General features: G+C 54.2%; 23 protein-coding genes. 3 read left to right on the top strand and 20 right to left on the bottom strand.

Annotation, left to right across the window (positions count from 1 at the left end):
* Window positions 1-147 precede the first annotated feature (147 nt).
* The 16 genes from nuoN to OGY35_RS02470 all read right to left on the bottom strand — a co-directional run bounded on the left by nuoN (window position 148) and on the right by OGY35_RS02470 (window position 17,778).
* Window positions 148-1,605: an NADH-quinone oxidoreductase subunit NuoN gene (nuoN, locus tag OGY35_RS02545; protein ID WP_152403381.1), complete on the bottom strand. Its 1,458-nt coding sequence runs from the start codon at window positions 1,603-1,605 to the stop codon at window positions 148-150.
* Between the two features lie 6 nt (window positions 1,606-1,611).
* Complete coding sequence (nuoM, locus tag OGY35_RS02540; protein ID WP_152403379.1) at window positions 1,612-3,141, bottom strand: NADH-quinone oxidoreductase subunit M; 1,530 nt, start codon at window positions 3,139-3,141, stop codon at window positions 1,612-1,614.
* 162 nt (window positions 3,142-3,303) lie between these two features.
* Window positions 3,304-5,145, bottom strand: a complete 1,842-nt coding sequence (gene nuoL, locus OGY35_RS02535; RefSeq protein WP_152403377.1) for an NADH-quinone oxidoreductase subunit L — start codon at window positions 5,143-5,145, stop codon at window positions 3,304-3,306.
* Window positions 5,142-5,444, bottom strand: a complete 303-nt coding sequence (gene nuoK / locus OGY35_RS02530; protein ID WP_000612644.1) for an NADH-quinone oxidoreductase subunit NuoK — start codon at window positions 5,442-5,444, stop codon at window positions 5,142-5,144. The genes nuoL and nuoK overlap by 4 nt, the downstream gene beginning before the upstream one ends.
* The gene (nuoJ, locus tag OGY35_RS02525) at window positions 5,441-5,995 is read right to left on the bottom strand and encodes an NADH-quinone oxidoreductase subunit J (protein WP_152403375.1); all 555 of its coding nucleotides are present in this window, start codon (window positions 5,993-5,995) and stop codon (window positions 5,441-5,443) included. Before nuoJ ends, nuoK begins: the two co-directional genes overlap by 4 nt.
* Window positions 5,996-6,006: 11 nt before the next feature.
* Window positions 6,007-6,549 carry an NADH-quinone oxidoreductase subunit NuoI gene (gene nuoI, locus OGY35_RS02520; RefSeq protein WP_005129470.1) on the bottom strand — a complete coding sequence of 181 codons (543 nt, stop codon included), beginning with the start codon at window positions 6,547-6,549 and terminating at the stop codon, window positions 6,007-6,009.
* A 14-nt stretch (window positions 6,550-6,563) separates the two neighbouring features.
* Window positions 6,564-7,541 (bottom strand): NADH-quinone oxidoreductase subunit NuoH, encoded by a 978-nt coding sequence (nuoH, locus tag OGY35_RS02515; protein ID WP_152403373.1) that lies wholly within the window; start codon window positions 7,539-7,541, stop codon window positions 6,564-6,566.
* On the bottom strand, window positions 7,538-10,264 hold the full coding sequence (gene nuoG, locus OGY35_RS02510) for an NADH-quinone oxidoreductase subunit NuoG (protein WP_286631329.1): 2,727 nt from the start codon (window positions 10,262-10,264) through the stop codon (window positions 7,538-7,540). The genes nuoH and nuoG overlap by 4 nt, the downstream gene beginning before the upstream one ends.
* A gap of 184 nt (window positions 10,265-10,448) precedes the next feature.
* Entirely contained in the window at window positions 10,449-11,786 is a 1,338-nt protein-coding gene (gene nuoF, locus OGY35_RS02505) for an NADH-quinone oxidoreductase subunit NuoF (protein WP_152403369.1), read from the bottom strand.
* Complete coding sequence (gene nuoE, locus OGY35_RS02500) at window positions 11,783-12,283, bottom strand: NADH-quinone oxidoreductase subunit NuoE (RefSeq protein WP_042317807.1); 501 nt, start codon at window positions 12,281-12,283, stop codon at window positions 11,783-11,785. The genes nuoF and nuoE overlap by 4 nt, the downstream gene beginning before the upstream one ends.
* Window positions 12,284-12,285: 2 nt before the next feature.
* The gene (gene nuoC, locus OGY35_RS02495) at window positions 12,286-14,088 is read right to left on the bottom strand and encodes an NADH-quinone oxidoreductase subunit C/D (protein ID WP_286631328.1); all 1,803 of its coding nucleotides are present in this window, start codon (window positions 14,086-14,088) and stop codon (window positions 12,286-12,288) included.
* A gap of 88 nt (window positions 14,089-14,176) precedes the next feature.
* On the bottom strand, window positions 14,177-14,839 hold the full coding sequence (nuoB, locus tag OGY35_RS02490) for an NADH-quinone oxidoreductase subunit NuoB (RefSeq protein WP_003028075.1): 663 nt from the start codon (window positions 14,837-14,839) through the stop codon (window positions 14,177-14,179).
* A gap of 15 nt (window positions 14,840-14,854) precedes the next feature.
* Window positions 14,855-15,298 (bottom strand): NADH-quinone oxidoreductase subunit NuoA, encoded by a 444-nt coding sequence (gene nuoA / locus OGY35_RS02485; protein WP_042317806.1) that lies wholly within the window; start codon window positions 15,296-15,298, stop codon window positions 14,855-14,857.
* A gap of 629 nt (window positions 15,299-15,927) precedes the next feature.
* Window positions 15,928-16,866, bottom strand: coding sequence for a transcriptional regulator LrhA (lrhA, locus tag OGY35_RS02480; RefSeq protein WP_042317805.1), 939 nt, complete (start codon window positions 16,864-16,866; stop codon window positions 15,928-15,930).
* 407 nt (window positions 16,867-17,273) lie between these two features.
* Entirely contained in the window at window positions 17,274-17,405 is a 132-nt protein-coding gene (locus OGY35_RS02475) for a hypothetical protein (RefSeq protein WP_286631327.1), read from the bottom strand.
* A gap of 124 nt (window positions 17,406-17,529) precedes the next feature.
* Window positions 17,530-17,778, bottom strand: a complete 249-nt coding sequence (locus OGY35_RS02470) for a hypothetical protein (RefSeq protein ID WP_286631326.1) — start codon at window positions 17,776-17,778, stop codon at window positions 17,530-17,532.
* Window positions 17,779-17,792: 14 nt separating this feature from the next.
* Between OGY35_RS02470 and alaA the strand changes: the two genes are divergently transcribed.
* Window positions 17,793-19,010 carry an alanine transaminase AlaA gene (gene alaA, locus OGY35_RS02465; protein ID WP_152403365.1) on the top strand — a complete coding sequence of 406 codons (1,218 nt, stop codon included), beginning with the start codon at window positions 17,793-17,795 and terminating at the stop codon, window positions 19,008-19,010.
* Between the two features lie 83 nt (window positions 19,011-19,093).
* Complete coding sequence (gene yfbR / locus OGY35_RS02460) at window positions 19,094-19,693, top strand: 5'-deoxynucleotidase (protein WP_042317802.1); 600 nt, start codon at window positions 19,094-19,096, stop codon at window positions 19,691-19,693.
* A gap of 47 nt (window positions 19,694-19,740) precedes the next feature.
* On the opposite strand, the gene OGY35_RS02455 is transcribed toward yfbR, so the two are convergent.
* The 4 genes from OGY35_RS02455 to yfbV all read right to left on the bottom strand — a co-directional run bounded on the left by OGY35_RS02455 (window position 19,741) and on the right by yfbV (window position 23,362).
* Complete coding sequence (locus OGY35_RS02455; protein ID WP_152403363.1) at window positions 19,741-21,573, bottom strand: SLC13 family permease; 1,833 nt, start codon at window positions 21,571-21,573, stop codon at window positions 19,741-19,743.
* Window positions 21,574-21,649: 76 nt separating this feature from the next.
* On the bottom strand, window positions 21,650-22,327 hold the full coding sequence (locus OGY35_RS02450) for a sugar phosphatase (protein WP_152403361.1): 678 nt from the start codon (window positions 22,325-22,327) through the stop codon (window positions 21,650-21,652).
* On the bottom strand, window positions 22,320-22,814 hold the full coding sequence (locus OGY35_RS02445) for a YfbU family protein (RefSeq protein WP_042290698.1): 495 nt from the start codon (window positions 22,812-22,814) through the stop codon (window positions 22,320-22,322). Before OGY35_RS02445 ends, OGY35_RS02450 begins: the two co-directional genes overlap by 8 nt.
* A gap of 92 nt (window positions 22,815-22,906) precedes the next feature.
* Window positions 22,907-23,362, bottom strand: a complete 456-nt coding sequence (gene yfbV / locus OGY35_RS02440) for a terminus macrodomain insulation protein YfbV (RefSeq protein ID WP_042317796.1) — start codon at window positions 23,360-23,362, stop codon at window positions 22,907-22,909.
* Window positions 23,363-23,700: 338 nt separating this feature from the next.
* Between yfbV and ackA the strand changes: the two genes are divergently transcribed.
* The gene (ackA, locus tag OGY35_RS02435; RefSeq protein WP_152403359.1) at window positions 23,701-24,903 is read left to right on the top strand and encodes an acetate kinase; all 1,203 of its coding nucleotides are present in this window, start codon (window positions 23,701-23,703) and stop codon (window positions 24,901-24,903) included.
* The last annotated feature ends 5 nt before the right edge of the window (window positions 24,904-24,908 follow it).

The following is a 24,908-nucleotide window of genomic DNA, read 5'->3' as shown; positions in this document are numbered from 1 at the left end:
GTTGATGAATGTGTAAAGAACATTTTTGCATCCTGTCACGTAGGCATCTGCGTTATACCATAACCGAATCATGCCTTACGTATTTCATCGTATGGAATACGGCATAAAAAAACCCGCCGGAGCGGGTTTGTCGTTTCTGCTTTTCGCTTACATCAGCGGTGCGGCTAACTGCACGATGCTTATCAGCGGCTGCGGGTAGATACCCAGCACCAGCACCAGCAGCGCGGAGATCAGCACCACGATGCCGCCTGCGCTGTACTGCCAGTTAGACGGCGCATCACGGTTAAGCTGCTGCGGTGCGCTCAGGTACAGACTCACGGCAACGCGCAGGTAGTAGTACAAACCAATCGCGGAACCCACCACCACAGCGGCAACCAGCCACCACAGGTGCGCCTGCACACCGACTGCCAGCACGTAGAACTTACCGATAAAGCCCAGCGTCATCGGGATACCGGCCAGAGACAGCATCATCACCGTCATCACTGCCGCGAGGATCGGACGATGCCAGAACAGACCACGGTAGGAGAACAGAGAATCGGCATCCGGGCCACGATACGGGCTGGACATCAGGCTGACTACGCCGAATGCGCCGAGGCTGCTGAACAGGTAACCGGCGAGGTAAACGCCGACCGCTTCCATTGACATCTCGCCGCTCTGCAAGGCAATCAGTGCCACCAGCAGGTAGCCGAGGTGAGAGATAGACGAGTAACCGAGCAGACGCTTGATGTTGGTCTGGCTCAGTGCCATCAGGTTACCGAAGATGATGGAGGCAAAGGCAATCACGCCCAGCACCACGCGAACCGCTTCACTGTTACCAACCGGCGCGTACAGGAACAGACGCATCACCACACCGAAGATAGCGATTTTGCTCGCCGTCGCCAGGAAGGTGGAAACCGGAGCCGGAGCGCCCTGGTACACGTCTGGCGTCCAGAGGTGGAACGGAACCAGCGAGAGTTTAAAGCCCAGACCCACAATCATCATCCCGAAGCCTGCCAGCAGCAGCGGCTCGTTCAGCATACCGTCGCCGAGGCTCTTACCAAGCGCAACAAACGACAGGTTGCCAGACTGCGCGTACACCAGCGCCATACCGAACAGCAGGAATGAAGAGGCGGCGGCAGACAGGATGGTGTATTTGATACTGGCTTCAAGCGATCGTTTCTGACGGAACGCATAACCTACCAGGCCGAACAGCGGCAGGGAGATAAGCTCGATACCGAGGAACAGCGCCGCCAGATGATTCGCGTTCGCCAGCAGAATACCGCCCAGCGCGGCAATCAGCACCAGCAGGTAGAACTCTTCCCGGTTGTCGTCATAGCCTTCCAGCCACGGGTAGGCAAAGGTACAGGTCGCCAGACTCGCCAGCAGAACCAGTCCGGTGTAGAGCATCGCGAAACCGTCAACCCGCATCAGCGGGGTGACATCCATCGCGCCAGCCTGGCCAACAAACCAGAGCGAAACCAGCGCGGCGTTAAGCCCAATGACCGACAGCGTGGCATTGAGGAAGTGATTGCGTCGCCACGCAATGGAGAGCATCACAACCACCACCGTCAAGCCGACGATCAGCAGCGGTAGCAGCGCAATCAGGTGTTGTGGAGTTATTGTCATGGCGATTTACGGCCTTGTAGTAGTAACGGAATTAACAAACCACTGCTGGATGTTGCTCATCGCAGAATGCGAGGTATCCAGAATCGGCTGCGGATAGAAGCCAAGCAGTACCAGAAGCACGACCAGCAACAGGATGATAAACAGCTCACGCAGCGACATCCCTGGCAGTTCTTGTTTTGCAATCTGGCTCTTTGCTTTACCGAAGTAAGCGCGATGCAGCATCGCCAGCGAGTAAACAGAGGCAAACACCAGACCAAAGGTCGAAATCACGGTGATGACCGGAACCACCTGGTAGCTGCCGAACAGGATCATGAATTCGCCAACGAAGTTACCGGTACCTGGCATACCCAGCGTCGCCACCGCGAAGAACATAGACAGTGCAGGCAACCATTTCATTTTGCCCCACAAACCGCCCATCATGCGCATGTCGCGAGTGTGCAGACGTTCGTACAACTGACCACACAGAATGAACAGACCCGCCGCGGACAGGCCGTGCGCGATCATCTGAATCACCGCCCCCTGATATGCCAGTTGGCTGCCGGTGTAGATGGCAATCAGCACGAAGCCCATGTGTGAAACCGAGGTGTAGGCGATCAGACGTTTGATGTCGTACTGCGTGAACGCCATCCACGCACCGTAGAAGATACCGATGACGCCCAGCCACATCGCGATAGGTGCGAATTCCGCCGACGCGTTCGGGAACAGCGGCAGGGAGAAGCGGAGCAGACCGTAAGCGGCGGTTTTCAGCAAAATACCGGCGAGGTCAACGGAACCCGCGGTCGGTGCCTGGGAGTGCGCATCCGGCAGCCAGCCGTGCAGCGGAACCACCGGCATTTTCACCGCAAACGCGATGAAGAAGCCCAGCATCAGCAGATACTCGACGCCGTGCGACATCGGGGTTTTCAGCAGGTCTTCATAGTTGAAGGTCCACACGCCGGTCGCATTGTGGTGAACAAACACCAGCGCCAGGATGGCAATCAGCATCACCAGACCACTCGCCTGGGTGTAAATGAAGAACTTGGTTGCCGCCGTGATACGCGTTTTACCGTCAGACGCCTTATGGCCCCACAACGCGATCAGGAAGTACATCGGCACCAACATCATTTCCCAGAAGAAGAAGAACAGGAACATGTCGATGGCAAGGAACACACCGATAACGCCGCCGAGGATCCACATCAGGTTCAGGTGGAAAAAGCCCTGATATTTTTCGATTTCTCGCCAGGAGCACAGTACCGCCAGAACGCCGAGCAGGCCGGTTAGCACCACCATCAGCAGCGACAAGCCGTCGATTGCCAGATGAATTGAGATGCCAAAGCGCGGGATCCACGGCAGGACAAATTCAGACTGCCACTGCGGAATGCCAGAAGATTGCGTCAGCGAATAGCCGCCCTGTAGCCACAGTTGCAGGCCAAGCGCGAGCGTCAGTCCCATGGTTACCAGCGCTATCCAGCGCGGCACCTTCACGCCAAAGCGTTCGGTCTGCCAGCACAGAAAGCCACCGATAAAGGGGATTAGTATCAACCAGGGTAATAACATGGTGATCTTTATTCCTTGTAAAAGTCCTCTAAAGGACCTGATTTTCAACGAATTTCGAAAATTCTTTTGGGTACTGTCGGATGGCGCTAGCGCTTATCCGACCTACGTTTCGTAGGCCCGGTAAGCCCTGCGCCACCGGGCAAAACACCCCAATCCTCAAACTCAACGCAATACCATCAGCAGTGCCAGCACCACGACGGCGCCAATGCTCATTGACGCGACATACCAGCGCAGATAACCGTTCTCGCTGAACAGCAGGCCTTTACCTGCGAAGCGGGAAAGAATTGCCGGTACGTTCATCAGCGCATTAAGCGGATCGCGTTTAAGCAGCCAGGCGACGCCAAGGAATGGCTTAACGAACACTTTGTCGTACAGCCAGTCGAAGCCCCAGGCGTTATACCACCAGGTCCCCAGCAGACGGCCAGGCGCACTGTTGGCAATCGACGTCACAAGCGTACGTTTACCCAGCCACAGCCATGCAGCAATCAGGATGCCCGCAATCGCCACCACGCCAGAGGTAATTTCCAGGGTCATCACGCGGCCATGCTCAAGTTCTGTTGTCTGCGGCAATACCCCCTGCAGCGGCGGTACAATCAGCGCGCCAATGAAGGTGGACAGAATCATCAGGACAATCAACGGCAGGTGGTGAGTAATCCCCTTCCCTGCATGAGCGTGAATTTGTTCTTTACCGTGGAACACGATGAAAATCATACGGAAGGTATACAGGGAGGTCATGAACGCACCGACCAGACCTGCCACCATCAGATTGATATGACCATTTGCCATGGCCCCCGCCAGAATCTCATCCTTACTGAAGAAGCCAGCAGTAATCAATGGCAGTGCCGACAGCGCCGCGCCGCCCACCAGGAAGCAGAGATAAACCAGCGGAATGGACTTACGCAGGCCGCCCATCTTGAAGATGTTCTGTTCGTGATGGCAGGCCAGAATGACGGAACCGGACGCCAGGAACAGCAGCGCTTTAAAGAAGGCGTGCGTCATCAGGTGGAAAATCGCCGCATCCCATGCCTGAACGCCCAGCGCCAGGAACATGTAGCCTATCTGGCTCATGGTGGAATAGGCGAGTACGCGTTTGATGTCGGTCTGTACCAGGGCAGCAAACCCTGCCATCACCAGCGTCACCGCACCAACGATACCCACCAGATGCAGAATTTCGGGGGTCATCAGGAACAGGCCGTGGGTACGGGCAATCAGGTAGACACCGGCGGTGACCATCGTTGCGGCGTGGATCAACGCGGAAACAGGCGTCGGGCCCGCCATCGCGTCAGCCAGCCATGTCTGCAACGGCAGCTGTGCCGATTTACCGACCGCGCCACCCAGCAGCATCAGCGTCGCCCACGTCAGCATATTGTTGCCTGCGGCGAAGTGTGCCGGCGCCAGTTCCACCATCTCGCGGAAGTTCAGGGTGCCCAGTTCGTTGTACAGAATGAACAGTGCGAAGGCGAGGAACACGTCACCCACACGGGTCACGACAAACGCTTTCATGGCCGCCGCGCCATTCTTCGGATCGGTGTAGTAGAAACCGATCAGCAGATAGGAGCACAGACCCACGCCTTCCCAGCCGAGGTACATCAACAGCAGGTTATCGGCCAGCACCAGAACAACCATGCTGGCGATAAACAGGTTGGTGTAGGCGAAGAAGCGGGAATACCCCTCTTCACCGCGCATGTACCAGGACGCGAACATGTGGATCAGGAAGCCAACACCGGTGACCACCGACAGCATGGTCAGCGACAGGCCGTCCAGTACCAGGTTGAAACCAATGTTGAAGTCACCGACAGACATCCACGTCCACAGCGGTACGCTAAACGCCTGCTTGCCGTTCGCGAAGAAGTCGACACCCACAAAGGCGGTGACCAGCGCCGCCAGACCGATGGAGCCGACGCCTACGGTGGCGGAGAGATTTTCTGACCAGCGTCCGCGAGAGAACGCCAGCAGGACAAAGCCAATCAATGGCAGAATGATGGTTAAGGCAAGCATGTTCATCCACGCATCTCACTTACTGAATCGATGTTCAGGTTCTGGCGACGGCGATGAAGTTGCAGCAACAGCGCAAGTCCAATACTCGCTTCGGCAGCCGCAAGGCTGATAGCGAGAATATACATCACCTGACCATCGGTCTGGCCCCAATAGCTACCGGCGACCACAAAGGCCAGCGCGGAAGCGTTGATCATGATTTCCAGACCGATCAGCATAAACAGCAGATTGCGGCGGATAACCAGACCGGTTAAGCCCAGAACGAATAAAATCGCAGCGAGGATCAGTCCATGTTGTAAGGGGATCATGCGTGCTCCTCCGTTTTTCTTTTCGCGCTGTCGTCTTTCCGGTTGTTCAGCACTTCGCCAGAGCGCTCTTCGCGACCGACGTGGAAGGCGACAACCAGCCCCGCCAGCAGCAGCATAGACGCCAGCTCTACCGCCAGTACATAAGGCCCGAACAGCGTAATACCGACCGCTTTCGCGCTGATTGGCGTACCGTCGATACCCTGGTCGTTAACACCCAGAATGGCGTACACAATCACCACCAGCATGATGGCCGACAGAATTGCCGGACCAATCCACACCTGCGGTTTCAGCCACTGGCGCTCCTGTTCGATTTCAGAACCGCCCAGGTTAAGCATCATCACCACGAACACGAACAGCACCATAATGGCGCCGGCATAAACGATAATTTCCAGCGCACCCGCGAAGTAAGCCCCCAGCGAGAAGAACACTCCAGAAATCGCCAGCAGCGAAATAATCAGGTACAGCAGCGCGTGCACCGGATTGGTATGGGTGATCACCCGCAAGGTAGCGAGAATGGCGACCAGGCCACAGATATAAAAAGCGAACTCCATTGCCCCTCTCCTTACGGTAACAGGCTCTTGACGTCGATAGGCTTAGCTTCGTTCTCTGCTTCGCCCTTATCTTTGCCGTCGATTGCCATACCTGCCATCCGGTAGAAGTTATATTCCGGATATTTACCCGGACCGGAGATCAGCAGATCCTCTTTCTCGTAAACCAGATCCTGGCGCTTGTACTCACCCAATTCGAAATCTGGCGTAAGCTGAATCGCGGTTGTCGGACAGGCTTCTTCGCACAGACCGCAGAAAATGCAGCGTGAGAAGTTGATGCGGAAAAACTCCGGATACCAGCGACCGTCTTTGGTCTCCGCTTTTTGCAGAGAAATACAGCCTACCGGACACGCTACCGCACACAGGTTACAGGCAACGCAGCGCTCCTCGCCGTCCGGGTCACGCGTCAGAACGATACGACCACGAAAACGGGGCGGTAGATAGACCGGCTCTTCCGGGTACATCTGCGTTTCGCGTTTCGCGAACGCGTGCAGGCCGATCATCCAGATACTGCGTACCTGGGTGCCGAAACCTACTAACAATTCTTTTAAGGTCATGGTCTTTGTGTCCCTTATTGCGCCTGCCAGAGAATGACAGCCGCCGTTACCAGCAAGTTGATGAGCGTCAGCGGCAGGCAGATCTTCCAGCCGAAGGACATTACCTGGTCATAACGAGGACGCGGTAACGACGCACGAATCAAAATGAACATCATCATGAAGAACGCGGTTTTCAGCGCGAACCAGATGAATGGCGGTAATAACGGGCCATGCCAGCCACCGAAGAACAAGGTAACCATCAGCGCAGAAATGGTGACGATACCGATGTACTCCCCCACAAAGAACAGACCGAACTTCATCCCGGAGTATTCAATGTGATAACCATCGGCCAGTTCCTGCTCGGCTTCCGGCTGGTCAAACGGGTGACGGTGACACACCGCCACGCCTGCGATAGCGAAGGTGACAAAACCAAAGAACTGCGGAATAACGTTCCAGATATCGGCCTGATTGTTGACGATGTCGGTCATGTTAAATGAACCGGCCTGCGCCACCACGCCCATCAGGGAAAGTCCGAGGAACACTTCGTAGCTGAGCGTCTGCGCAGACGCACGCATTGCACCCAACAGCGAGTATTTGTTGTTGCTCGACCAACCGGCGAACAGCACCGCATACACCGCCAGACCCGCCATCATCAGGAAGAACAGGATCCCGATGTTCAGATCCGCAACCACCCAACCCGGACTCACCGGCACGATGGCAAACGCCAACAGCAGCGAAGTAAAGGCAATCATTGGCGCAAGCGTAAAGATGACGCGATCCGAGAATTTCGGGATCCAGTCTTCTTTAAAGAACATCTTGATCATGTCCGCGACCAACTGGAGCGAACCGCCCCAGCCTACACGGTTCGGTCCGTAACGGTTCTGGAACAGCCCCAGCAGACGACGTTCGCCAAAGCTCATGAATGCCCCGCAGGTGACCACCACCAGCAGGATCACCACCGCTTTGAGGATGGTCAGCAGGATCTCAATCAGATCCGGTGTAATCCAACTCATTGTTGTGCCTCCTGCAGATCCTCAAGACGTGCGCCCGCCAGAACAGGGGCAATGCCCGGCATGCCCATCGGCAAACCGACCTGCCCTGCCGTCAACCCTTCAGCGATTTCAACCGGCAGCGTGACCGTATTGCCATCGTAGCTAAAGGAGACGCGGGTACCGGCATTCACACCCAACTTCGCGGCATCGGCCGGGTTGAGTTTGATGTACGGTTGCGGCATGCGGCTCTGGAAGACCGGCGCGCGCTGAGACAATTCGTCGCTACCAAACAGATGGTAGTACGGCGCGATACGCCACTGTCCGTCCTGCGCCTGGAAGCTCGCCGGAACGGTCGTGAAGTAATCCAGACCGCCTTCTGACGCTTCAATCAGACGCACACCCGGATCGCCATGACGCAGCTTACCGCCCACTTCATCCTGGAACTTGTTCCACGCCTGCGGGGAGTTCCAGCCCGGAGCCCAGGCAAATGGAATCTGTGAACGCGGCGCGGACGGCTGGTTGTTCCCTTCCATGGAGAAGGCAAACATCGTGTCTTTGTCCTGCGGCTGACGCGGTTCGTGAACGCTGATGTTCGCGCGCATCGCCGTACGACCGCTGTAACGGTGCGGCTCACGCGCCAGTTTCTGTCCACGAATGCGGAAAGTGGCATCCGGCGCAGCGTCTTTAATGCCGGCCAGTTCAGGTATCGCGGCAACTACAGCGTCGATAACGTGGTCAAGCTGCGTCCAGTCCACTTCGCGGCTCTGCACGGTGCTGTGCAGCGAATGCAGCCAGCGCCAGCTTTCCAGCATAATGGTGTTGGCGTCGTAGTACGCCGGATCGTAAACCTGGAAGAAACGCTGAGCGCGCCCTTCGTTGTTGATGACCGTACCGTCGCTTTCGGCAAAGCTTGCCGCAGAAAGCACCAGGTGGGCGTTTTCCATGATCGCGGTGCGCTGATGGTCAACCACCATTACCAGCGGCGCTTTTGCCAGCGCGGCATTCACGCGCGTTGCCGACGCGTGACGATGCAGATCGTTTTCCAGCACCACCACCGCGTCTGCACGACCGGTTTCCAGTTCAGTCAACGCATCATCAAGTGAACCGCCGCCCATAATGCCCAGGCCCATACTGTTAACAGAACGGGCAATCATCGTGATGCCGACGTCAGCCCCGCGACCTTTCAGCGCTTTCGCCACGTTGGCAGCCGCCTGAATCACTTCAGTGCTACCGGCGTTGGTGCCGGAAATAATCAGCGGTTTTTTCGCCCCGGCCAGCGCCTGAACGATCACGTCGATTTTGTTTTGCAAATCGCTGCTGATGCCGTCAACGGCTGGTGCCGTGTTGTCCAGCGCGTGGGCGATAGCGAAACCTAAGCGCGCCTGATCTTCAACCGGCGCACGGTAGGTCCAGGCCGCAATATCATCCAGACGCGTGTTGTCCACGTTGGTCACGAACAGCGGATGCTTCGCACGTTGGCCGATGTTGAGGATCGCCGCAATCTGCCAGTCAGCCACTTTCTGGGCTGCCGCCATTTCGCGTGCTTTGCCTTTTACCGCCTGACGCACGGCCAGCGCAACGCGAGCTCCGGTCTGAGTGATGTCTTCGCCCAGCACCAGCACCGCATCGTAAGATTCGATATCACGCAGCGCAGGAGTATGCACTCCGCCCTCACGCAGCACTTTCAGTGCCAGTTGCAGACGTTCCTGCTCGGAATGTGCAATCCCGGTGTAGAAGTTTTCCGCTCCAACCAGTTCACGCAGCGCGAAGTTGCTCTCGACGCTGGCGCGCGGAGAACCGATGCCAATCACTTTCTTCGACTGACGCAGAATGTCTGCCGCGCCCTGCATCGCCTGCTCGGCGTTGAGGGTGATCAGGTCATCGCCACGACGCTGTACCGGCTGACGCGGACGGTCTTTCAGGTTCACGTAACCATAGCCAAAACGACCGCGGTCGCAGAGGAAGTAATGGTTAACGGTCCCGTTGTAGCGGTTTTCGATACGACGCAGTTCGCCGTAGCGCTCGCCCGGGCTGGTGTTACAGCCGATGGAACACTGCTGGCAGATGCTCGGTGCAAACTGCATGTCCCATTTACGGTTATAACGCTCGGAGTGCGTTTTATCAGTGAAGACGCCGGTCGGGCAGATTTCTACCAGGTTGCCGGAGAACTCGCTTTCCAGCGTGCCATCTTCCGGGCGACCAAAGTAGACGTTATCGTGCGCGCCATACACGCCAAGATCGGTGCCGTCTGCATAATCTTTGTAGTAACGCACACAGCGATAGCAGGCGATACAGCGGTTCATTTCGTGAGAGATGAACGGTCCGAGGTCCTGATTGCGGTGAGTACGCTTGGTGAAACGATAACGACGGAAACTGTGGCCGGTCATCACGGTCATATCCTGAAGATGACAGTTACCGCCCTCTTCACAGACCGGACAATCGTGCGGGTGGTTGGTCATTAACCACTCCACCACGCTTTCGCGGAACTGTTTCGCTTCTTCGTCGTCAATCGAAATAAACGTGCCTTCGGTGGCCGGTGTCATACAAGACATCACCAGGCGACCACGCGTGTCTTCCGCGTTTTGGTATTGCTTCACCGCACACTGGCGGCAAGCACCAACGCTTCCCAGCGCCGGATGCCAGCAAAAGTACGGAATATCAAGGCCGAGAGACAGACAAGCTTCCAGCAGGTTGTCCGCTCCGTTGACCTCATATTCTTTGCCGTCTACATGAATCGTAGCCATAGTCAGCATGCTTCCAGTTGGCTCAGTCAGAGACTGAGCGTTAATCGAAATTCTTTTCCGCTTTATCCTTCAAGCTACCTTGGCGTTGGCTTCCTTCGTTCACCCCAGTCACTTACATCAGTAAGCTCAGGGGATTCTCTCAGTCGCCGCCTTGACGTAGCTTGAATGCTTTCGCGTAAAACGTTTACCAGCGCTCTTTCAGCAGGTTCGGCTGAATACCACCAATCGCATGGGTATTACTGAACGACTGCTTGATGCCAGCTTCGAATTCTTCGCGGAAATATTTAATGGCGCTCTGTAGCGGCTCAACCGCACCCGGTGCGTGTGCACAGAAGGTTTTACCCGGACCGAGGAAACGACACAGTTGCTCAAGCGTCTCAATATCCCCCGGTTGACCTTCACCACGCTCCAGCGCACGCAGAATTTTTACGCTCCACGGCAGGCCGTCACGACATGGCGTACACCAGCCGCATGATTCACGGGCGAAGAATTCTTCCAGGTTTCGCACCAGCCCCACCATGCCAATCTCGTGGTCAACCGCCATCGCCAGCGCCGTACCCAGACGGCTTCCGGCCTTACCAATGCTCTCAAATTCCATTGGCAAATCGAGGTGCGCTTCCGTCAGGAAATCAGTCCCCGCGCCGCCGGGCTGCCAGGCTTTGAACTTCAGTCCATCGCGCATGCCGCCCGCGTAATCTTCGAGGATCTCACGCGCTGTGGTGCCGAACGGCAGTTCCCACAGTCCCGGATTCTTCACGCGACCAGAGAAGCCCATCAGCTTGGTACCGGCATCTTTGCTCTTCGAAATGTTCTGATACCACTCCACGCCGTTATCGAGGATCGCCGGAACGTTACACAGCGTTTCCACGTTGTTGACGCAGGTCGGTTTACCCCATGCGCCGGAGGTTGCCGGGAACGGCGGCTTCGAGCGCGGGTTAGCGCGACGGCCTTCGAGGGAGTTGATAAGCGCGGTCTCTTCGCCGCAGATGTAACGCCCTGCCCCGGTATGGACAAACAGTTCGAAGTCAAAACCGGTGCCCATAATGTTTTTGCCAAGCAGACCGGCTTCGGTCGCTTCCGCAATCGCACGGCGCAGATTCACGGCGGCTTCAATGTATTCACCGCGCAGGAAGATGTAACCCCGGTACGCTTTCAGCGCAAACGCGGAGATCAACATGCCTTCTACCAACAGGTGCGGCAGTTGTTCCATCAGCAAACGGTCTTTATAGGTGCCCGGCTCCATTTCATCGGCGTTACACAGCAGGTAACGGATGTTCATGGATTCGTCTTTTGGCATCAGGCTCCACTTAAGCCCCGTGGAAAAGCCCGCGCCGCCGCGCCCTTTCAGGCCAGCGTCTTTTACCTGGTTGACAATCTCGTCCGGCGACAGACCAGTCAGCGCCTTACGCGCACCTTCGTAGCCGTTCTTGCTACGGTATTCGTCCAGCCAGACGGGCTGTTTGTCATCACGCAGCCGCCAGGTCAGCGGATGCGTTTCGGGAGTACGGATAATGTCTTTCATTTATACCGCTCCAGCAGTTCAGGAATGCCTTCCGGGGTCAGGTGAGCGTGAGTATCCTCATCGATCATCATGTTCGGCCCTTTATCGCAGTTCCCCAGGCAGCAGGTCGGCAGCAGCGTAAAGCGACCGTCGAAGGTCGTCTGCCCCGGCTTGATGTTGAGCTTTTTCTCCAGCGCAGCCTGAATCCCCTGGTAACCGTTGATATGGCATACCACGCTATCGCAATAGCGGATCACATGGCGCCCCACCGGCTGGCGGAAGATTTGGCTGTAGAACGTCGCAACACCTTCGACATCGCTGGCCGGGATCCCCAGCACATCGGCGATCGCGTGGATAGCACCGTCCGGCACCCAGCCGCGCTGCTTCTGAACGATCTTCAGCGCTTCAATGGACGCCGCACGCGGGTCTTCGTAGTGGTGCTTCTCGTGCTCAATGGCTTCACGCTCTGCCGCACTCAGCTCAAAAGCCTCGGTTTGTGGTTGTTGATTCTCGTGCATAATTAGCGGTCCACATCTGACATAACAAAATCGATACTACCCAGATGGACGATCAGGTCGGACACCAGGCTGCCACGTACTGCCACCGGGATCTGCTGCAGATGCGCATAGCTCGGGGTACGAATACGGGTACGATAACTCATGGTGCTGCCATCACTGGTCAGGTAGTAACTGTTGATACCCTTGGTCGCTTCCACCATCTGGAAGGACTCGTTCGCCGGCATGACCGGGCCCCACGACACTTGCAGGAAGTGGGTGATCAGGGTTTCGATATGTTGCAGCGTGCGCTCTTTCGGCGGCGGCGTCGTCAGCGGGTGATCCGCTTTGAACGGGCCTTCCGGCATGTTGTTGAGGCACTGCTCAAGGATGCGCAGACTCTGACGCAACTCTTCAACTTTCAGCATTACGCGGGTGTAGCAGTCGGAAACCCCGCCGCCAACCGGCACTTCAAAGTCAAAGTTTTCATAGCCAGAGTAAGGGCGCGCTTTACGCACGTCGAAATCAATACCGGTCGCACGCAGCGCCGCGCCGGTGCAGCCCCAGTCCAGCGCTTCTTTCTTACCGTAAGCGGCAACGCCCTGCGAACGCCCTTTCAGAATGGTGTTTTGCAGTGCGGCTTTCTCGTAAGAAGCCAGACGCTTCGGCATCCAGTCGAGGAACTCACGCAGCAGTTTGTCCCAACCGCGCGGCAGGTCATGCGCCACGCCGCCGATACGGAACCAGGCCGGGTGCATACGGTAGCCGGTGACCGCTTCCACGATGTCGTAGATTTTCTGGCGATCGGTAAAGGCAAAGAAGACCGGCGTCATGGCGCCGACGTCCTGAATAAACGTCGAGATATACAGCAGGTGACTGTTAATGCGGAACAGTTCGGAGAGCATCACCCGGATAACGTTAACGCGTTCCGGTACGGTAATGCCCGCCAGCTTTTCCACTGCCAGCACGTACGGCATCTCGTTAACGCAGCCGCCGAGGTATTCGATACGGTCGGTATACGGAATATAGCTGTGCCAGGACTGACGTTCACCCATCTTTTCAGCACCACGGTGGTGGTAGCCGATGTCAGGCACGCAGTCGACAATTTCTTCGCCATCAAGCTGAAGCACAATACGGAATGCACCGTGTGAGGACGGGTGGTTCGGGCCGAGGTTGAGGAACATGAAGTCCTCGTTTTCGGTTCCGCGCTGCATACCCCAGTCTTCCGGTTTGAAAGTCAGCGCTTCCATTTCCAGATCCTGTTTCGCTTTAGTCAGCTCAAACGGATCGAATTCGGTGGCACGCGCCGGGTAGTCTTTACGTAGCGGGTGGCCCTGCCAGGTATGTGGCATCAGCAGGCGCGTCAGGTGCGGGTGACCTTCAATATCAATGCCAAACATTTCCCAGGTTTCACGCTCATACCAGTTGGCGTTCGGGAACAGTTTGGTGAAGGTCGGCACGCGCAGATCGTTTTCTGACAATGCCACCTTGAGCATGATATCGCGATTGCGCTCAATGGAAATCAGGTGGTAGAAAACGGAAAAATCCGCGGCGGGTAACCCTTCGCGGTGTGTGCGCAGACGTTCGTCCATGCCGTGTAAGTCAAACAGCATGACGTAAGGTTTCGGCAATCTCTTTAAGAAATCGCCCACTTCCAGTAATTGTTCACGCTTGACCCAAACAACAGGTACCCCGGTGCGAGTCGCCTGAACGGTAAAGGCATCCGGCCCAAAACGGTTGCGCAGTTCGCCGATGACCGGGTCATCAAGGTGATCCCGGGTTTGCCATACGGCATCTTGCGCGGTTAAGTCGGTCATATTGTTCACCATTGCAAATGGTCCGTGGTGACTGTCGACAGAGCTTCGCTGAATTTATGTAGTGATGGGCGAAGAAAATGCTGCTGCCGACAGGCGCAAATTAAATCTCGTCTGGTGTACGCAGATTCGTTACTGCAATGCGTTCGCCGCGTTTACGCTCGCGCTCTGACTGCATGTTGGCGCGATAAACGCCCTGATCGCCAACCACCCAGGAGAGCGGACGACGTTCTTTGCCAATGGAATCCTGCAACAGCATTAACGCCTGCATGTACGCTTCCGGACGCGGCGGGCAACCCGGGATGTAAACATCCACAGGGATAAACTTATCAACGCCCTGCACTACCGAATAAATATCGTACATACCGCCGGAGTTGGCACACGCGCCCATGGAAATCACCCATTTCGGCTCCAGCATCTGGTCGTAGAGACGCTGAATGACCGGCGCCATTTTGGTAAAGCAGGTCCCCGCCACCACCATCAGGTCGGCCTGACGCGGTGAAGCACGCAGAACTTCCGCACCAAAGCGCGCCACGTCATGCACGGCGGTGAACGAGGTCACCATCTCAACGTAGCAGCAGGAAAGGCCGAAGTTATAAGGCCAGATTGAGTTTTTGCGACCCCAGTTAACCATGTCATGTAGTTTGCCCATGAACACGTTTTTGTTAACTTCCTGTTCCAGGGGGTCGGTTACGATCTCCTGCTTTTGCAGGGGGTAACGGTCGTTCTCACCGTTAGGATCTATGCGGGTGAGCGTATAATCCATCTTAATGCCTCGCGGTTAGCGTTGACGATTAGCGATACTGTTCGTTTCCGGGTTCATACGCTCGCGGCGTGAACGCGCGGGCGTCCAGTCCAGCGCGCCAATACGCACCAGATAAACCAGACCTGCCAGTAACACAAAAATAAAAATTGCAGCTTCCACAAAGCCAACCCAGCCGCTTTCACGGATAGAGGTCGACCATGCGAACAGATACAGCGCTTCAACGTCGAAGATAACGAAGAACATGGCTACCAGATAAAACTTGGCAGACAGGCGTAAGCGGGCGGTGCCGACCGAGTCGATACCTGATTCAAACGGGGTGTTTTTTGACCTCGCGCGTGCGCGACCGCCTAAAAACCAACCGCCGATAAGCATCAGGCAGCACAGGCCAATGGCAACAATAAGAAAGATAGCGAATGCCCAGTGATGAGCGATGACTTCAGTGGATGTTGACATACTCATTGCTTACTCATCAAAAGTAGCGCCAAATTCTCTGCTCTTTTCGGCAGATGAACGCCACATCGATTCATGGGGAGGAATAAAAAAAACCTTACAATCGCTGCAAAAAAAGTTTTAGACAGCCAATTGATGGGGTTTTTTACTCCTTTCTATAACCTTTTGTCAACTTTGACAAAAGTTTCCTCACATTAATTTACATGATAACAACACCCTTAACATTTAATGCGTTTTAGCACCGTGTTGATCGATTCACAGGCTAAAAAGGGATGTTGTTGAATCGTGTCCGTTGTGAAGTAAGTAGGAAAAATCGCGCCTATTTTGACAGGAATTGATCCAAAAGCCTTCCCCTAAAAAGGAGTATTTTCTTGATCTGTGACACGCTTTTGTTAATCCACCCCAAAAAACAGCAACAATTTCTCTCGTTTTTTAACATGAGAGCGTTGAGTTGCGAATTTTGCTTATTTTTTACGCGTTTTTTTATCGCAACGTCTACTCGCTGATTTATGAGGATTTTTACCTTTTCCCACCCGTCCGTTAAGGATATTAGTACAAAAAAAGAACCACTGGATGTTTTTTAATCACCAGTGGCTCTTTTTTACACTTACATTTTTTAATGACTTTTTTGTGATCCGTTACTCATAGTCTCCTTCGACCAGCACGGAATCATCTCCCCCTTCCGGGGTAATCGGACTGTACTGCCACGGATTCTGCCAGGTATCCATCGCCTGATAGATGACCTGCGCCAGATCGTTCTTCGACGCCGGGTCACGGCAGAGCAGGTATTCGGTGTCCGGCAACGGGGGTAATCCGTCAACTGCCCCCAGCACGCGCAGGTCCGGGCTCATCATTTCTACCGGGCGCGCCGTCACGCCGAGACCGGCCTTCACCGCCGCGCGTACCGCCGGCAGTGTCGACGCGACATAAGCCAGTCGCCAGGGGATATTCGCCGCATTCAGGGTGGCAAGGACCACATCACGGAACGGGCTGGGATCGTCCAATAACACCAGCGGAACCGGTTCGCCCTTTTGCAGCACATACTCTGCGGCACAGTACCAGTGCGTCGGCGAGGTACGCAGCGTCAGGCTTTCAAACGATCCTGGACGATTGGTGGTGACGATCAGATCCACCTCTTGCGATTTCAGCATGTCGAGCATGAAGGCATTTCGCTTCACCCTGACATCCAGCGCAAGTTTCGGATAAACCGAACTAATGCGATTCAGAAGAAAGGGCAGTATCGTATCGGCGGATTCATCAGAAGCCCCGATAGTTAATACTCCCTGAAGATTGCTGAACATCAATGATGAGCAAGCCTCATCATTGAAACGTAAAATTTTTCTGGCGTAACCCAGAAGCTGAATGCCGTGTTCAGTCAACAGTTTGTTACGACCGTGACGAGCGAAGAGTTCTTTTCCCACGAGCTGCTCGAGGCGCTGCATCTGTTGGCTCACCGCAGACTGAGTACGACACACCGCTGCAGCCGCTGCTGCAAATGTGTTCAGATCGGCAACAGCAACAAATGTTCTCAGCAGATCGAGGTCGAGGTTAATTATCGGACGATTTGCATTTATCATAATTTTTCACTTACTGGCGGCTCATACTGAGCTTGTTAATGCTGTGCATACAAAATCAAGCAATTCCCTTTGTAATGCGCTTCCTTAGCAGAGTCACCCGCTGACAGCAGGTGAAAGTAAATAGGTATATCATGAGACTGGCGAAATGCTACTCCCTTTCTTACGTAATAATACCTTACGCGATCACTCAGGTTATTTCGTTAAGAACGGGCTGACCTATTAAAGTGTATGCAGATTTCTGCCATTGTCTGGATGTAAAAGTGTAAATGTAAAGAATGGAACTGAGCATACATCAACGAGAAATAAGCATACATGGCAGTAAGTTAGCCGCAAAACCCCATTCGGGATATTAACAAATCACGCGACCACATGTCATTTCCTCATGCGTATCTTAACCTAAAACCTTTTTATTTATAAGCCTTAATACGAATAATCTGATGCAAAGTTTTGTTATGTTTCTCAAACCAGGCTGCTATTATTCCCGACTTACGTAAAGCCTTTTTAATTATTAAATAATAATTAATGAGTTCCAAGGTCATTCATAAATCCTGCTTAACATTAGATTTACACCATCAGGGTTCCCGTACATCCCGATAACACAGCCGACAGTTAATCTTTCAGTATTTACGAATTATTAAATGACGTAAGAGTCACCCCGAAATTTCACGAGCGCAGAACCTTTTCCCGGCAAGAGAATACGCCACCCATAAGCAAAAACTCTGAAATATCATGCTGAAAAATACAACAAAAACTATTTTTGACTCTGAAAAACCGCTGAAAACCAGTCGATAACAGCACAGTAGCGCTTAACCATTCAGCAAAATCTTCTTCTGCAAAGCCTTCAAAACGCCCCGCCGTGGGAGTACATTGTTTCAAACTGACTTCCACGGCAGGAAGTGGTGATAACAGCATAAAGGTCAAGATTCATGTCCCCCATTGAGAAATCCAGCAAATTAGATAACGTCTGTTATGACATCCGCGGTCCTGTTCTGAAGGAAGCGAAACGCCTTGAAGAAGAAGGCAATAAAGTCCTGAAACTGAACATTGGTAACCCCGCCCCCTTTGGCTTTGATGCCCCCGATGAGATTCTGGTGGACGTCATTCGTAATTTGCCTACCGCGCAGGGTTATTCCGATTCGAAAGGCCTCTATTCCGCACGTAAAGCCATCATGCAGCATTATCAGGCTCGTGGTATGCGTGACGTCACCGTCGAAGATATCTATATCGGCAATGGCGTTTCGGAACTGATTGTGCAGGCGATGCAGGCATTGCTGAACAGTGGGGACGAAATGCTGGTGCCCGCACCGGATTACCCGCTGTGGACGGCGGCCGTCGCGCTCTCTGGTGGGAATGCAGTGCATTATCTGTGTGATGAGTCGTCCGACTGGTTCCCGGACCTTGACGACATCCGCGCAAAAATCACGCCGCGTACCCGTGGGATAGTCATTATTAACCCAAACAACCCGACCGGTGCGGTCTATTCCAAAGAACTGTTGATGGAGATAGTCGAGATCGCGCGGCAGAATAACCTCATCATCTTTGCCGATGAGATCTACGATAAAATCCTGTATGACGACGCCGAGCACCATTCCATTGCCGCGATGGCGCCAGACCTGCTGACCATCACGTTTAACGGCCTGTCCAAAACCTATCGCGTGGCCGGATTCCGTCAGGGCTGGATGGTTCTCAACGGTCCGAAGAAGCATGCGAAAGGTTATATCGAAGGGCTGGAGATGCTGGCATCGATGCGTCTTTGTGCCAACGTGCCGGCGCAGCACGCGATTCAGACGGCGCTGGGCGGTTACCAAAGCATCAGTGAATTTATCATGCCCGGTGGACGTCTGTATGAGCAGCGCAACCGCGCCTGGGAATTGATCAACGATATTCCGGGCGTCTCCTGCGTGAAGCCGCGCGGTGCACTGTATATGTTCCCGAAAATTGACGCCAAACGTTTCAATATTCACGACGACCAGAAAATGGTGCTCGATTTCTTGTTACAGGAAAAAGTCCTGCTGGTTCAGGGCACGGCGTTTAACTGGCCGTGGCCAGACCATGTGCGTATCGTCACCCTGCCCCGCATTGACGATATCGAAATGTCGCTGAGCAAATTTAGTCGTTTCCTGTCGGGATATCGGCAGTTGTAATCTGAAACGGGCTGCCGGTATTTGCATCCGGCGGCCTTCTCTGCGCACAATGACCTCCAGGTTGTTATCATGAAAAGGTCACTATGAAGCAGAGTCATTTTTTTGCCCATCTCTCCCGCCTCAAACTCATTAACCGCTGGCCTTTAATGCGCAATGTGCGCACAGAAAACGTCTCTGAGCATAGCCTCCAGGTCGCAATGGTGGCCCATGCGCTGGCGGCAATCAAAAACCGGAAATTTGCCGGTCAGGTTAATGCCGAGCGCATTGCGTTACTGGCGATGTATCACGACGCGTCAGAAGTGCTGACTGGCGATCTGCCCACGCCGGTGAAATATTTCAATTCGCAAATCGCCCAGGAATATAAGGCTATTGAGAAAATCGCTCAGCAGAAACTGGTCGATATGGTGCCCGATGAATTGCGGGATATTTTTGCGCCGCTGATTGATGAGCATGCATATAGCGAAGAAGAAAAATCAATTGTGAAACAGGCCGACGCGCTGTGTGCGTATCTGAAGTGTCTGGAAGAGTTGTCGGCAGGAAATAATGAATTCCTGCTGGCGAAGACGCGGCTGGAAAAAACGCTGGAATCACGCCGGAGCCCGGAGATGGACTATTTCATGGAGGTCTTTGTCCCCAGCTTCCACCTTTCTCTTGATGAAATTAGCCAGGATTCTCCGCTGTAATCGTTTGCCGGATGTGCGTTTGCACCATCCGGCAATGCGGCACAATATTAAAACGGAAATAACATTGGGATCATCACCACGCATACCGCCATCACGATGAGGGTGAACGGAACGCCCAGCTTCAAAAAATCGCTAAAGCTGTAATTCCCCGGCCCTAACACCAGCGTGTTGACCGGTGATGAAACCGGCGTCATAAAGGCCGCTGACGCCGCCATCGCGATCACCATCGCAAATGGATAAGGGGAAACGCCCATCGATTTCGCCGCCGCCAGGGCAATCGGCGCCATTAATACCGCCGTCGCGGTATTTGAGATAAACAGGCCAATGGTCGCACACAGCACAAACAAACAACCCAACATCATGTACGGCCCATAGCCGCCGCCGACGTCCATCAACCCTTTCACCGCCAGATCCACACCGCCGGTCTTTTGCAACGCCAGCGCAAAAGGCATCATGCCGACGATCAAAATGATACTTGGCCAGTGAATCGCTTTGTACGCGCTTTCGGCGTCAATGCAGCGAAATTTCCCCATCAGCAGACAGGCAACAATTGCCGCAACGGTATTAGGAATTTCGTCGGTCAGCATCAGCGCGACCATCAGAACCAGACAGAAAATAGCGTGCGGGGCCTGGCTGTGCGCAGGTGAAGCCTCGCTCACCTCTTCCGGCAGGTTAAGCGCGACAAAATCTCGCCCCTGCTTCGCCAGCATACCGATCAGCTTCCAGTTACCGACGACCAGGATGATATCACCCATCAGCAGCGGCTCATCGGCAAGCGAGCCCTCGATCGCCACGCCGTCGCGTTTCAGACCGACCACGTTCAGCCCGTAACGGGTACGAAAACCAATTTCCCGCACCGACTTGCCAATCAGCTCCGATTCCGGGATCAACGAAATTTCCGCCATTCCCACATCCAGCGCCTGATCAGAGAAATATTCCCCGCGCAGCACCATCGGCTCCAGCAATTGCTCGCTACAGAATTCACGGAGATCGACATCGGCGGCAGACATATCAATCAACAATACGTCGCGGGCGCGAAACTCCGAAACCCCGTTCACATTCACAATCACCCGCCGAAAACGCCGCCAGCGTTCAACACCGATCACGTTGGCGCCATAGCGCTCGCGCAGTTTGAGATCGTCAAGGCGCTGACCGATCATCGGCGACCCCGGACGAATCGCCAGTCGACGCGCACGCCCGGTCAGGCGATATTCTTTGATCAAATCGCGGAAGGTACGACGCTTCCAGCCATCCCGTTGCTGTTGCGGATTGTCGCCTTTGAGCATAAAACGCATCAGCAGCATATAGATAATGCCCAGCACCAGCACGACCAGACCGATAGGTGTAACGCTGAAGAAACTGAAACCAGCATGGCCTTCACGCAGCAATTCACTGTTAACCACCAGGTTTGGCGGGGTGGCCACCAGCGTCATCATGCCGCTGATAAGCCCTGCGAAACTCAGTGGCATCATCAGGCGCGATGGCGAGGTTTGCATACGCATCGAGACGCTGAGTACCACGGGGATAAAGATAGCGACAACGCCAGTTGAACTCATAAACGCGCCCAGTCCGGCAACGGTCAGCATCAGCAGGACCAGCATCTTAACTTCGCTACTGCCCGCCATTTTCACCAGCCAGGTGCCCATGACGGTCGCCACGCCGGTACGCACCAGTCCGTCGCCGATGATAAACAGCGCGGCAATCAACACCACGTTAGGGTCGCTGAAGCCAGAGAAGGCTTCGGTAAGACTCAATGTTCCGCTCAGAACAAAGGCTACGATGACCAACAGAGCTACCGCGTCCATACGCACTCTGCCCGTCGCAAACAAAATAACGGCAATCGCCAACAGCGAGAGAACCCAGATCAATTCACCGTTCACAACCTATCCTTGTCAGATGAGAAGATGGAGTGATTCTGCCATAAAAAAGCCCCGACAAATCGGGGCTAAATCATGATCAGGTATTTCTTAATACGACCACATCACCGTTCGGTTGTTTGGTCACCGAAAGCTGCTCCAGACTGGTCAGCGCGAAATCGACCTCATCCAGACGCGGCGTGTCCGCCGGGGCATTTACCGCGATAACATGGCAACCTGCAGCCAATCCCGAGAGCACACCTGCAGGAGCATCTTCCACCACCACGCATTCGTGCGGCGCTAACCCCAGCAACTGCGCCCCCAACAGGTAGGCATCCGGTTCAGGCTTACCGCGTTTGACCCGCTCAGCGGTCACGAAAACCTCCGGTGCCGGCAGATTGGCCACCTGATGACGCGCACGAGCAACCGGCATTGACCCGGAGGTCACAATCGCCCACGGAATCCCGGCCTTGTTCAGATGGTTGAGCAGTGCAACCGCACCGGGCAGCGCAGTGATGCCCGCCGTTTCTGTCGCTTCAATTCGCTCCAGACGCGTAAATTCAGCGGCGATCTCCGCCTCAGGTTTGCCCGCCATAAAGTGACGCAAAGAGGTGATCGCCTGCTTGCCATGAACAAAACTCAATACGTCGTCATGCGTCAACCCAAAACGATCGGCCCAGTTACACCATGCGCGTTCCACTGCGGGTAAAGAGTCAACCAGAGTTCCATCCAGGTCAAACAGAAAGCCTTTGCACTGCACGTTCACCTCCTCAGGCATTGATGATTTGGTTGATTTCGTTGGCGCTCAAATGGTACTGACGCGGGCAGGCATGCCATGCGCTTAACATCCGCTGATATTTTTCCCACATAGGGGTCTGGGCGTTGAAACCGTGTGTGCCGGCATCAAAATGGGTGTAACGGCCTTCCACATTCACCATAAAGCGAACGTAGCCGAGGTAGCGCGCTTCCGTTGCGGCATCAAAACCCAGGAAAGTCACCCGACGCTCATCAATACTTTGCGCATCTTTCAGATTGGCCCATGAGACGTGCAGGGCATGATACATCTCCATGATGTCGATAACCGTACGACAGGTTTCCTCTTTCAGCTCGCCAAATTCCCGATCCAGTTCGCGCATTTGCAGACCGTAACCGCGTTCAATAATCGTCTGCAGACGACGATAGCGCTCGGCGTTAGTCGGATCGAGCATAGTCATCATTTTGTATTGATTAGACAAAATAAGACGTTGAGCGTTGGTCATTTCCATTTGGGACTCCTGTATCACTCTACTACGGTGAAAAAAGTGAAAAAAAAGAAGGCATCAATATGCCTTCTTTTATATGCGTAATCCGGGGTCAATTACAAATCATCAAGGAAAGTTTTGTCCAGTTGTTTGAAGGCACGCTTAAGCGTGTCAGCTAACGCCTGGTAATCCGGCTTTCCTTCAACCGGGGAGAGCGCTTGCCCTGCTTCCTGTAATTTGCCTCTGACTTCATAAAACCAGTTCAGAATAGAGGGCGGCAGTGGCGTGACGGAACGTTTTCCTAACCACCACAGCCCCTGCATCGGCAGGCTGAGCGCGAACAACGCGGTGGCGACGGCAGGCCCTAACTGGCCGCCCAGTGCTATCTGCCAGCACAGGGTAAAGATGGCGATCGGCGGCATAAAGCGGATCGCGTAACGCGTCATCCGTATCACGCGATTCTCAACAAAGACGGGTGCAAGGCGCTTTTCCATTGGCCACGTCTTTGAGTAATGTTGCCCCCGACGAAAAAGGCTAAAAAAATTTACGGAGCGATGATCCGGCGTCGACATGGCTTACCTCAACTTCACATATAAAAATTCAAATATTTGTGCAAAACAACAACTATGCGGGACAACGTTCAAAACATTTTGTCATTGATACCCACTATCGGGTATCCTGTAGCGGCCTGTAAATGGCCTGTAGTCCAAAATCATTGAGTCGTCAAATTTACATATAGTATGCCATTGGCTGAAAAATACGCAAAATGGCATAGACTCAAAGGTATTTCTTCCATCATGCCAAAAAAGACAACTGGCATGATGTTAATCATAAATGTCAGCGTCACACTGCGCTACGCTCTATGGCTCCCTGACGTTTTTTTAGCCACGTATCAATAATAGGTACTTCCATGTCGAGTAAGTTAGTACTGGTTCTGAACTGCGGTAGCTCCTCACTGAAATTTGCAATCATCGATGCAGTTAACGGTGAAGAGTACCTTTCTGGTTTAGCCGAATGTTTCCATCTCCCAGAAGCACGTATCAAATGGAAAATGGACGGCGGTAAACAAGAAGCGGCTTTAGGTGCAGGCGCCGCTCACAGTGAAGCGCTGAACTTTATCGTTAATACTATTCTGGCACAAAAACCAGAACTGTCTGCGCAGTTGACTGCAATCGGTCACCGTATCGTACACGGCGGCGAGAAGTATACCAGCTCCGTGGTTATCGATGACTCTGTTATTCAGGGCATCAAAGATTCTGCCTCTTTCGCACCGCTGCACAACCCGGCTCACCTGATCGGGATCGCAGAAGCGCTGAAATCCTTCCCGCAGTTAAAAGACAAAAACGTAGCTGTGTTTGACACCGCGTTCCATCAGACTATGCCGGAAGAGTCTTACCTCTATGCCCTGCCGTACAGCCTGTACAAAGAACACGGCGTTCGTCGTTATGGCGCGCACGGTACCAGCCACTTCTTCGTCACTCAGGAAGCGGCAAAAATGCTGAACAAACCGGTAGACGAACTGAACATCATCACTTGCCACCTGGGCAACGGTGGTTCTGTTTCGGCTATCCGCAACGGTAAATGTGTTGATACCTCTATGGGTCTGACCCCGCTGGAAGGTCTGGTGATGGGTACCCGTTCTGGTGATATCGACCCGGCAATCATTTTCCACCTGCACGACACGCTGGGCATGAGCGTTGATCAGATCAACAAAATGCTGACCAAAGAGTCTGGCCTGCTGGGTCTGACCGAAGTCACCAGCGACTGCCGTTACGTTGAAGACAACTACACCACCAAAGAAGACGCGAAACGTGCAATGGACGTTTACTGCCACCGTCTGGCGAAGTACATCGGTTCCTACACGGCGCTGATGGACGGTCGTCTGGACGCGGTTGTCTTCACCGGCGGTATTGGTGAGAACGCGGCCATGGTTCGCGAGCTGTCTCTGGGTAAACTGGGCGTGCTGGGCTTTGAAGTTGATCATGAACGTAACCTGGCTGCGCGTTTCGGCAAGTCTGGTTTCATCAACAAGGAAGGTACCCGTCCTGCAGTGGTGATCCCAACCAACGAAGAACTGGTTATCGCGCAAGACGCGTGCCGTCTGACTGCCTGATTTCA

Origin of the sequence: Citrobacter sp. Ct235 (genome assembly GCF_030332305.1) — a bacterium.
GTDB lineage: Bacteria > Pseudomonadota > Gammaproteobacteria > Enterobacterales > Enterobacteriaceae > Citrobacter_A > Citrobacter_A telavivensis.
Note: the sequence above shows the minus strand (reverse complement) of the source record. Positions and strands in the feature narration are given on the sequence as shown.

Bases quoted from the DNA above. Each gene is read 5' to 3' on its own strand.
- nuoN (WP_152403381.1), bottom strand. From the start codon at position 1,605: ATGACAATAACTCCACAACACCTGATTGCGCTGCTACCGCTGCTGATC.
- nuoM (WP_152403379.1), bottom strand. From the start codon at position 3,141: ATGTTATTACCCTGGTTGATACTAATCCCCTTTATCGGTGGCTTTCTG.
- nuoL (WP_152403377.1), bottom strand. From the start codon at position 5,145: ATGAACATGCTTGCCTTAACCATCATTCTGCCATTGATTGGCTTTGTC.
- nuoK (WP_000612644.1), bottom strand. From the start codon at position 5,444: ATGATCCCCTTACAACATGGACTGATCCTCGCTGCGATTTTATTCGTT.
- nuoJ (WP_152403375.1), bottom strand. From the start codon at position 5,995: ATGGAGTTCGCTTTTTATATCTGTGGCCTGGTCGCCATTCTCGCTACC.
- nuoI (WP_005129470.1), bottom strand. From the start codon at position 6,549: ATGACCTTAAAAGAATTGTTAGTAGGTTTCGGCACCCAGGTACGCAGT.
- nuoH (WP_152403373.1), bottom strand. From the start codon at position 7,541: ATGAGTTGGATTACACCGGATCTGATTGAGATCCTGCTGACCATCCTC.
- nuoG (WP_286631329.1), bottom strand. From the start codon at position 10,264: ATGGCTACGATTCATGTAGACGGCAAAGAATATGAGGTCAACGGAGCG.
- nuoF (WP_152403369.1), bottom strand. From the start codon at position 11,786: ATGAAAGACATTATCCGTACTCCCGAAACGCATCCGCTGACCTGGCGG.
- nuoE (WP_042317807.1), bottom strand. From the start codon at position 12,283: ATGCACGAGAATCAACAACCACAAACCGAGGCTTTTGAGCTGAGTGCG.
- nuoC (WP_286631328.1), bottom strand. From the start codon at position 14,088: ATGGTGAACAATATGACCGACTTAACCGCGCAAGATGCCGTATGGCAA.
- nuoB (WP_003028075.1), bottom strand. From the start codon at position 14,839: ATGGATTATACGCTCACCCGCATAGATCCTAACGGTGAGAACGACCGT.
- nuoA (WP_042317806.1), bottom strand. From the start codon at position 15,298: ATGAGTATGTCAACATCCACTGAAGTCATCGCTCATCACTGGGCATTC.
- lrhA (WP_042317805.1), bottom strand. From the start codon at position 16,866: ATGATAAATGCAAATCGTCCGATAATTAACCTCGACCTCGATCTGCTG.
- OGY35_RS02475 (WP_286631327.1), bottom strand. From the start codon at position 17,405: ATGACCTTGGAACTCATTAATTATTATTTAATAATTAAAAAGGCTTTA.
- OGY35_RS02470 (WP_286631326.1), bottom strand. From the start codon at position 17,778: ATGCTGTTATCACCACTTCCTGCCGTGGAAGTCAGTTTGAAACAATGT.
- alaA (WP_152403365.1), top strand. From the start codon at position 17,793: ATGTCCCCCATTGAGAAATCCAGCAAATTAGATAACGTCTGTTATGAC.
- yfbR (WP_042317802.1), top strand. From the start codon at position 19,094: ATGAAGCAGAGTCATTTTTTTGCCCATCTCTCCCGCCTCAAACTCATT.
- OGY35_RS02450 (WP_152403361.1), bottom strand. From the start codon at position 22,327: ATGCCTGAGGAGGTGAACGTGCAGTGCAAAGGCTTTCTGTTTGACCTG.
- OGY35_RS02445 (WP_042290698.1), bottom strand. From the start codon at position 22,814: ATGGAAATGACCAACGCTCAACGTCTTATTTTGTCTAATCAATACAAA.
- yfbV (WP_042317796.1), bottom strand. From the start codon at position 23,362: ATGTCGACGCCGGATCATCGCTCCGTAAATTTTTTTAGCCTTTTTCGT.
- ackA (WP_152403359.1), top strand. From the start codon at position 23,701: ATGTCGAGTAAGTTAGTACTGGTTCTGAACTGCGGTAGCTCCTCACTG.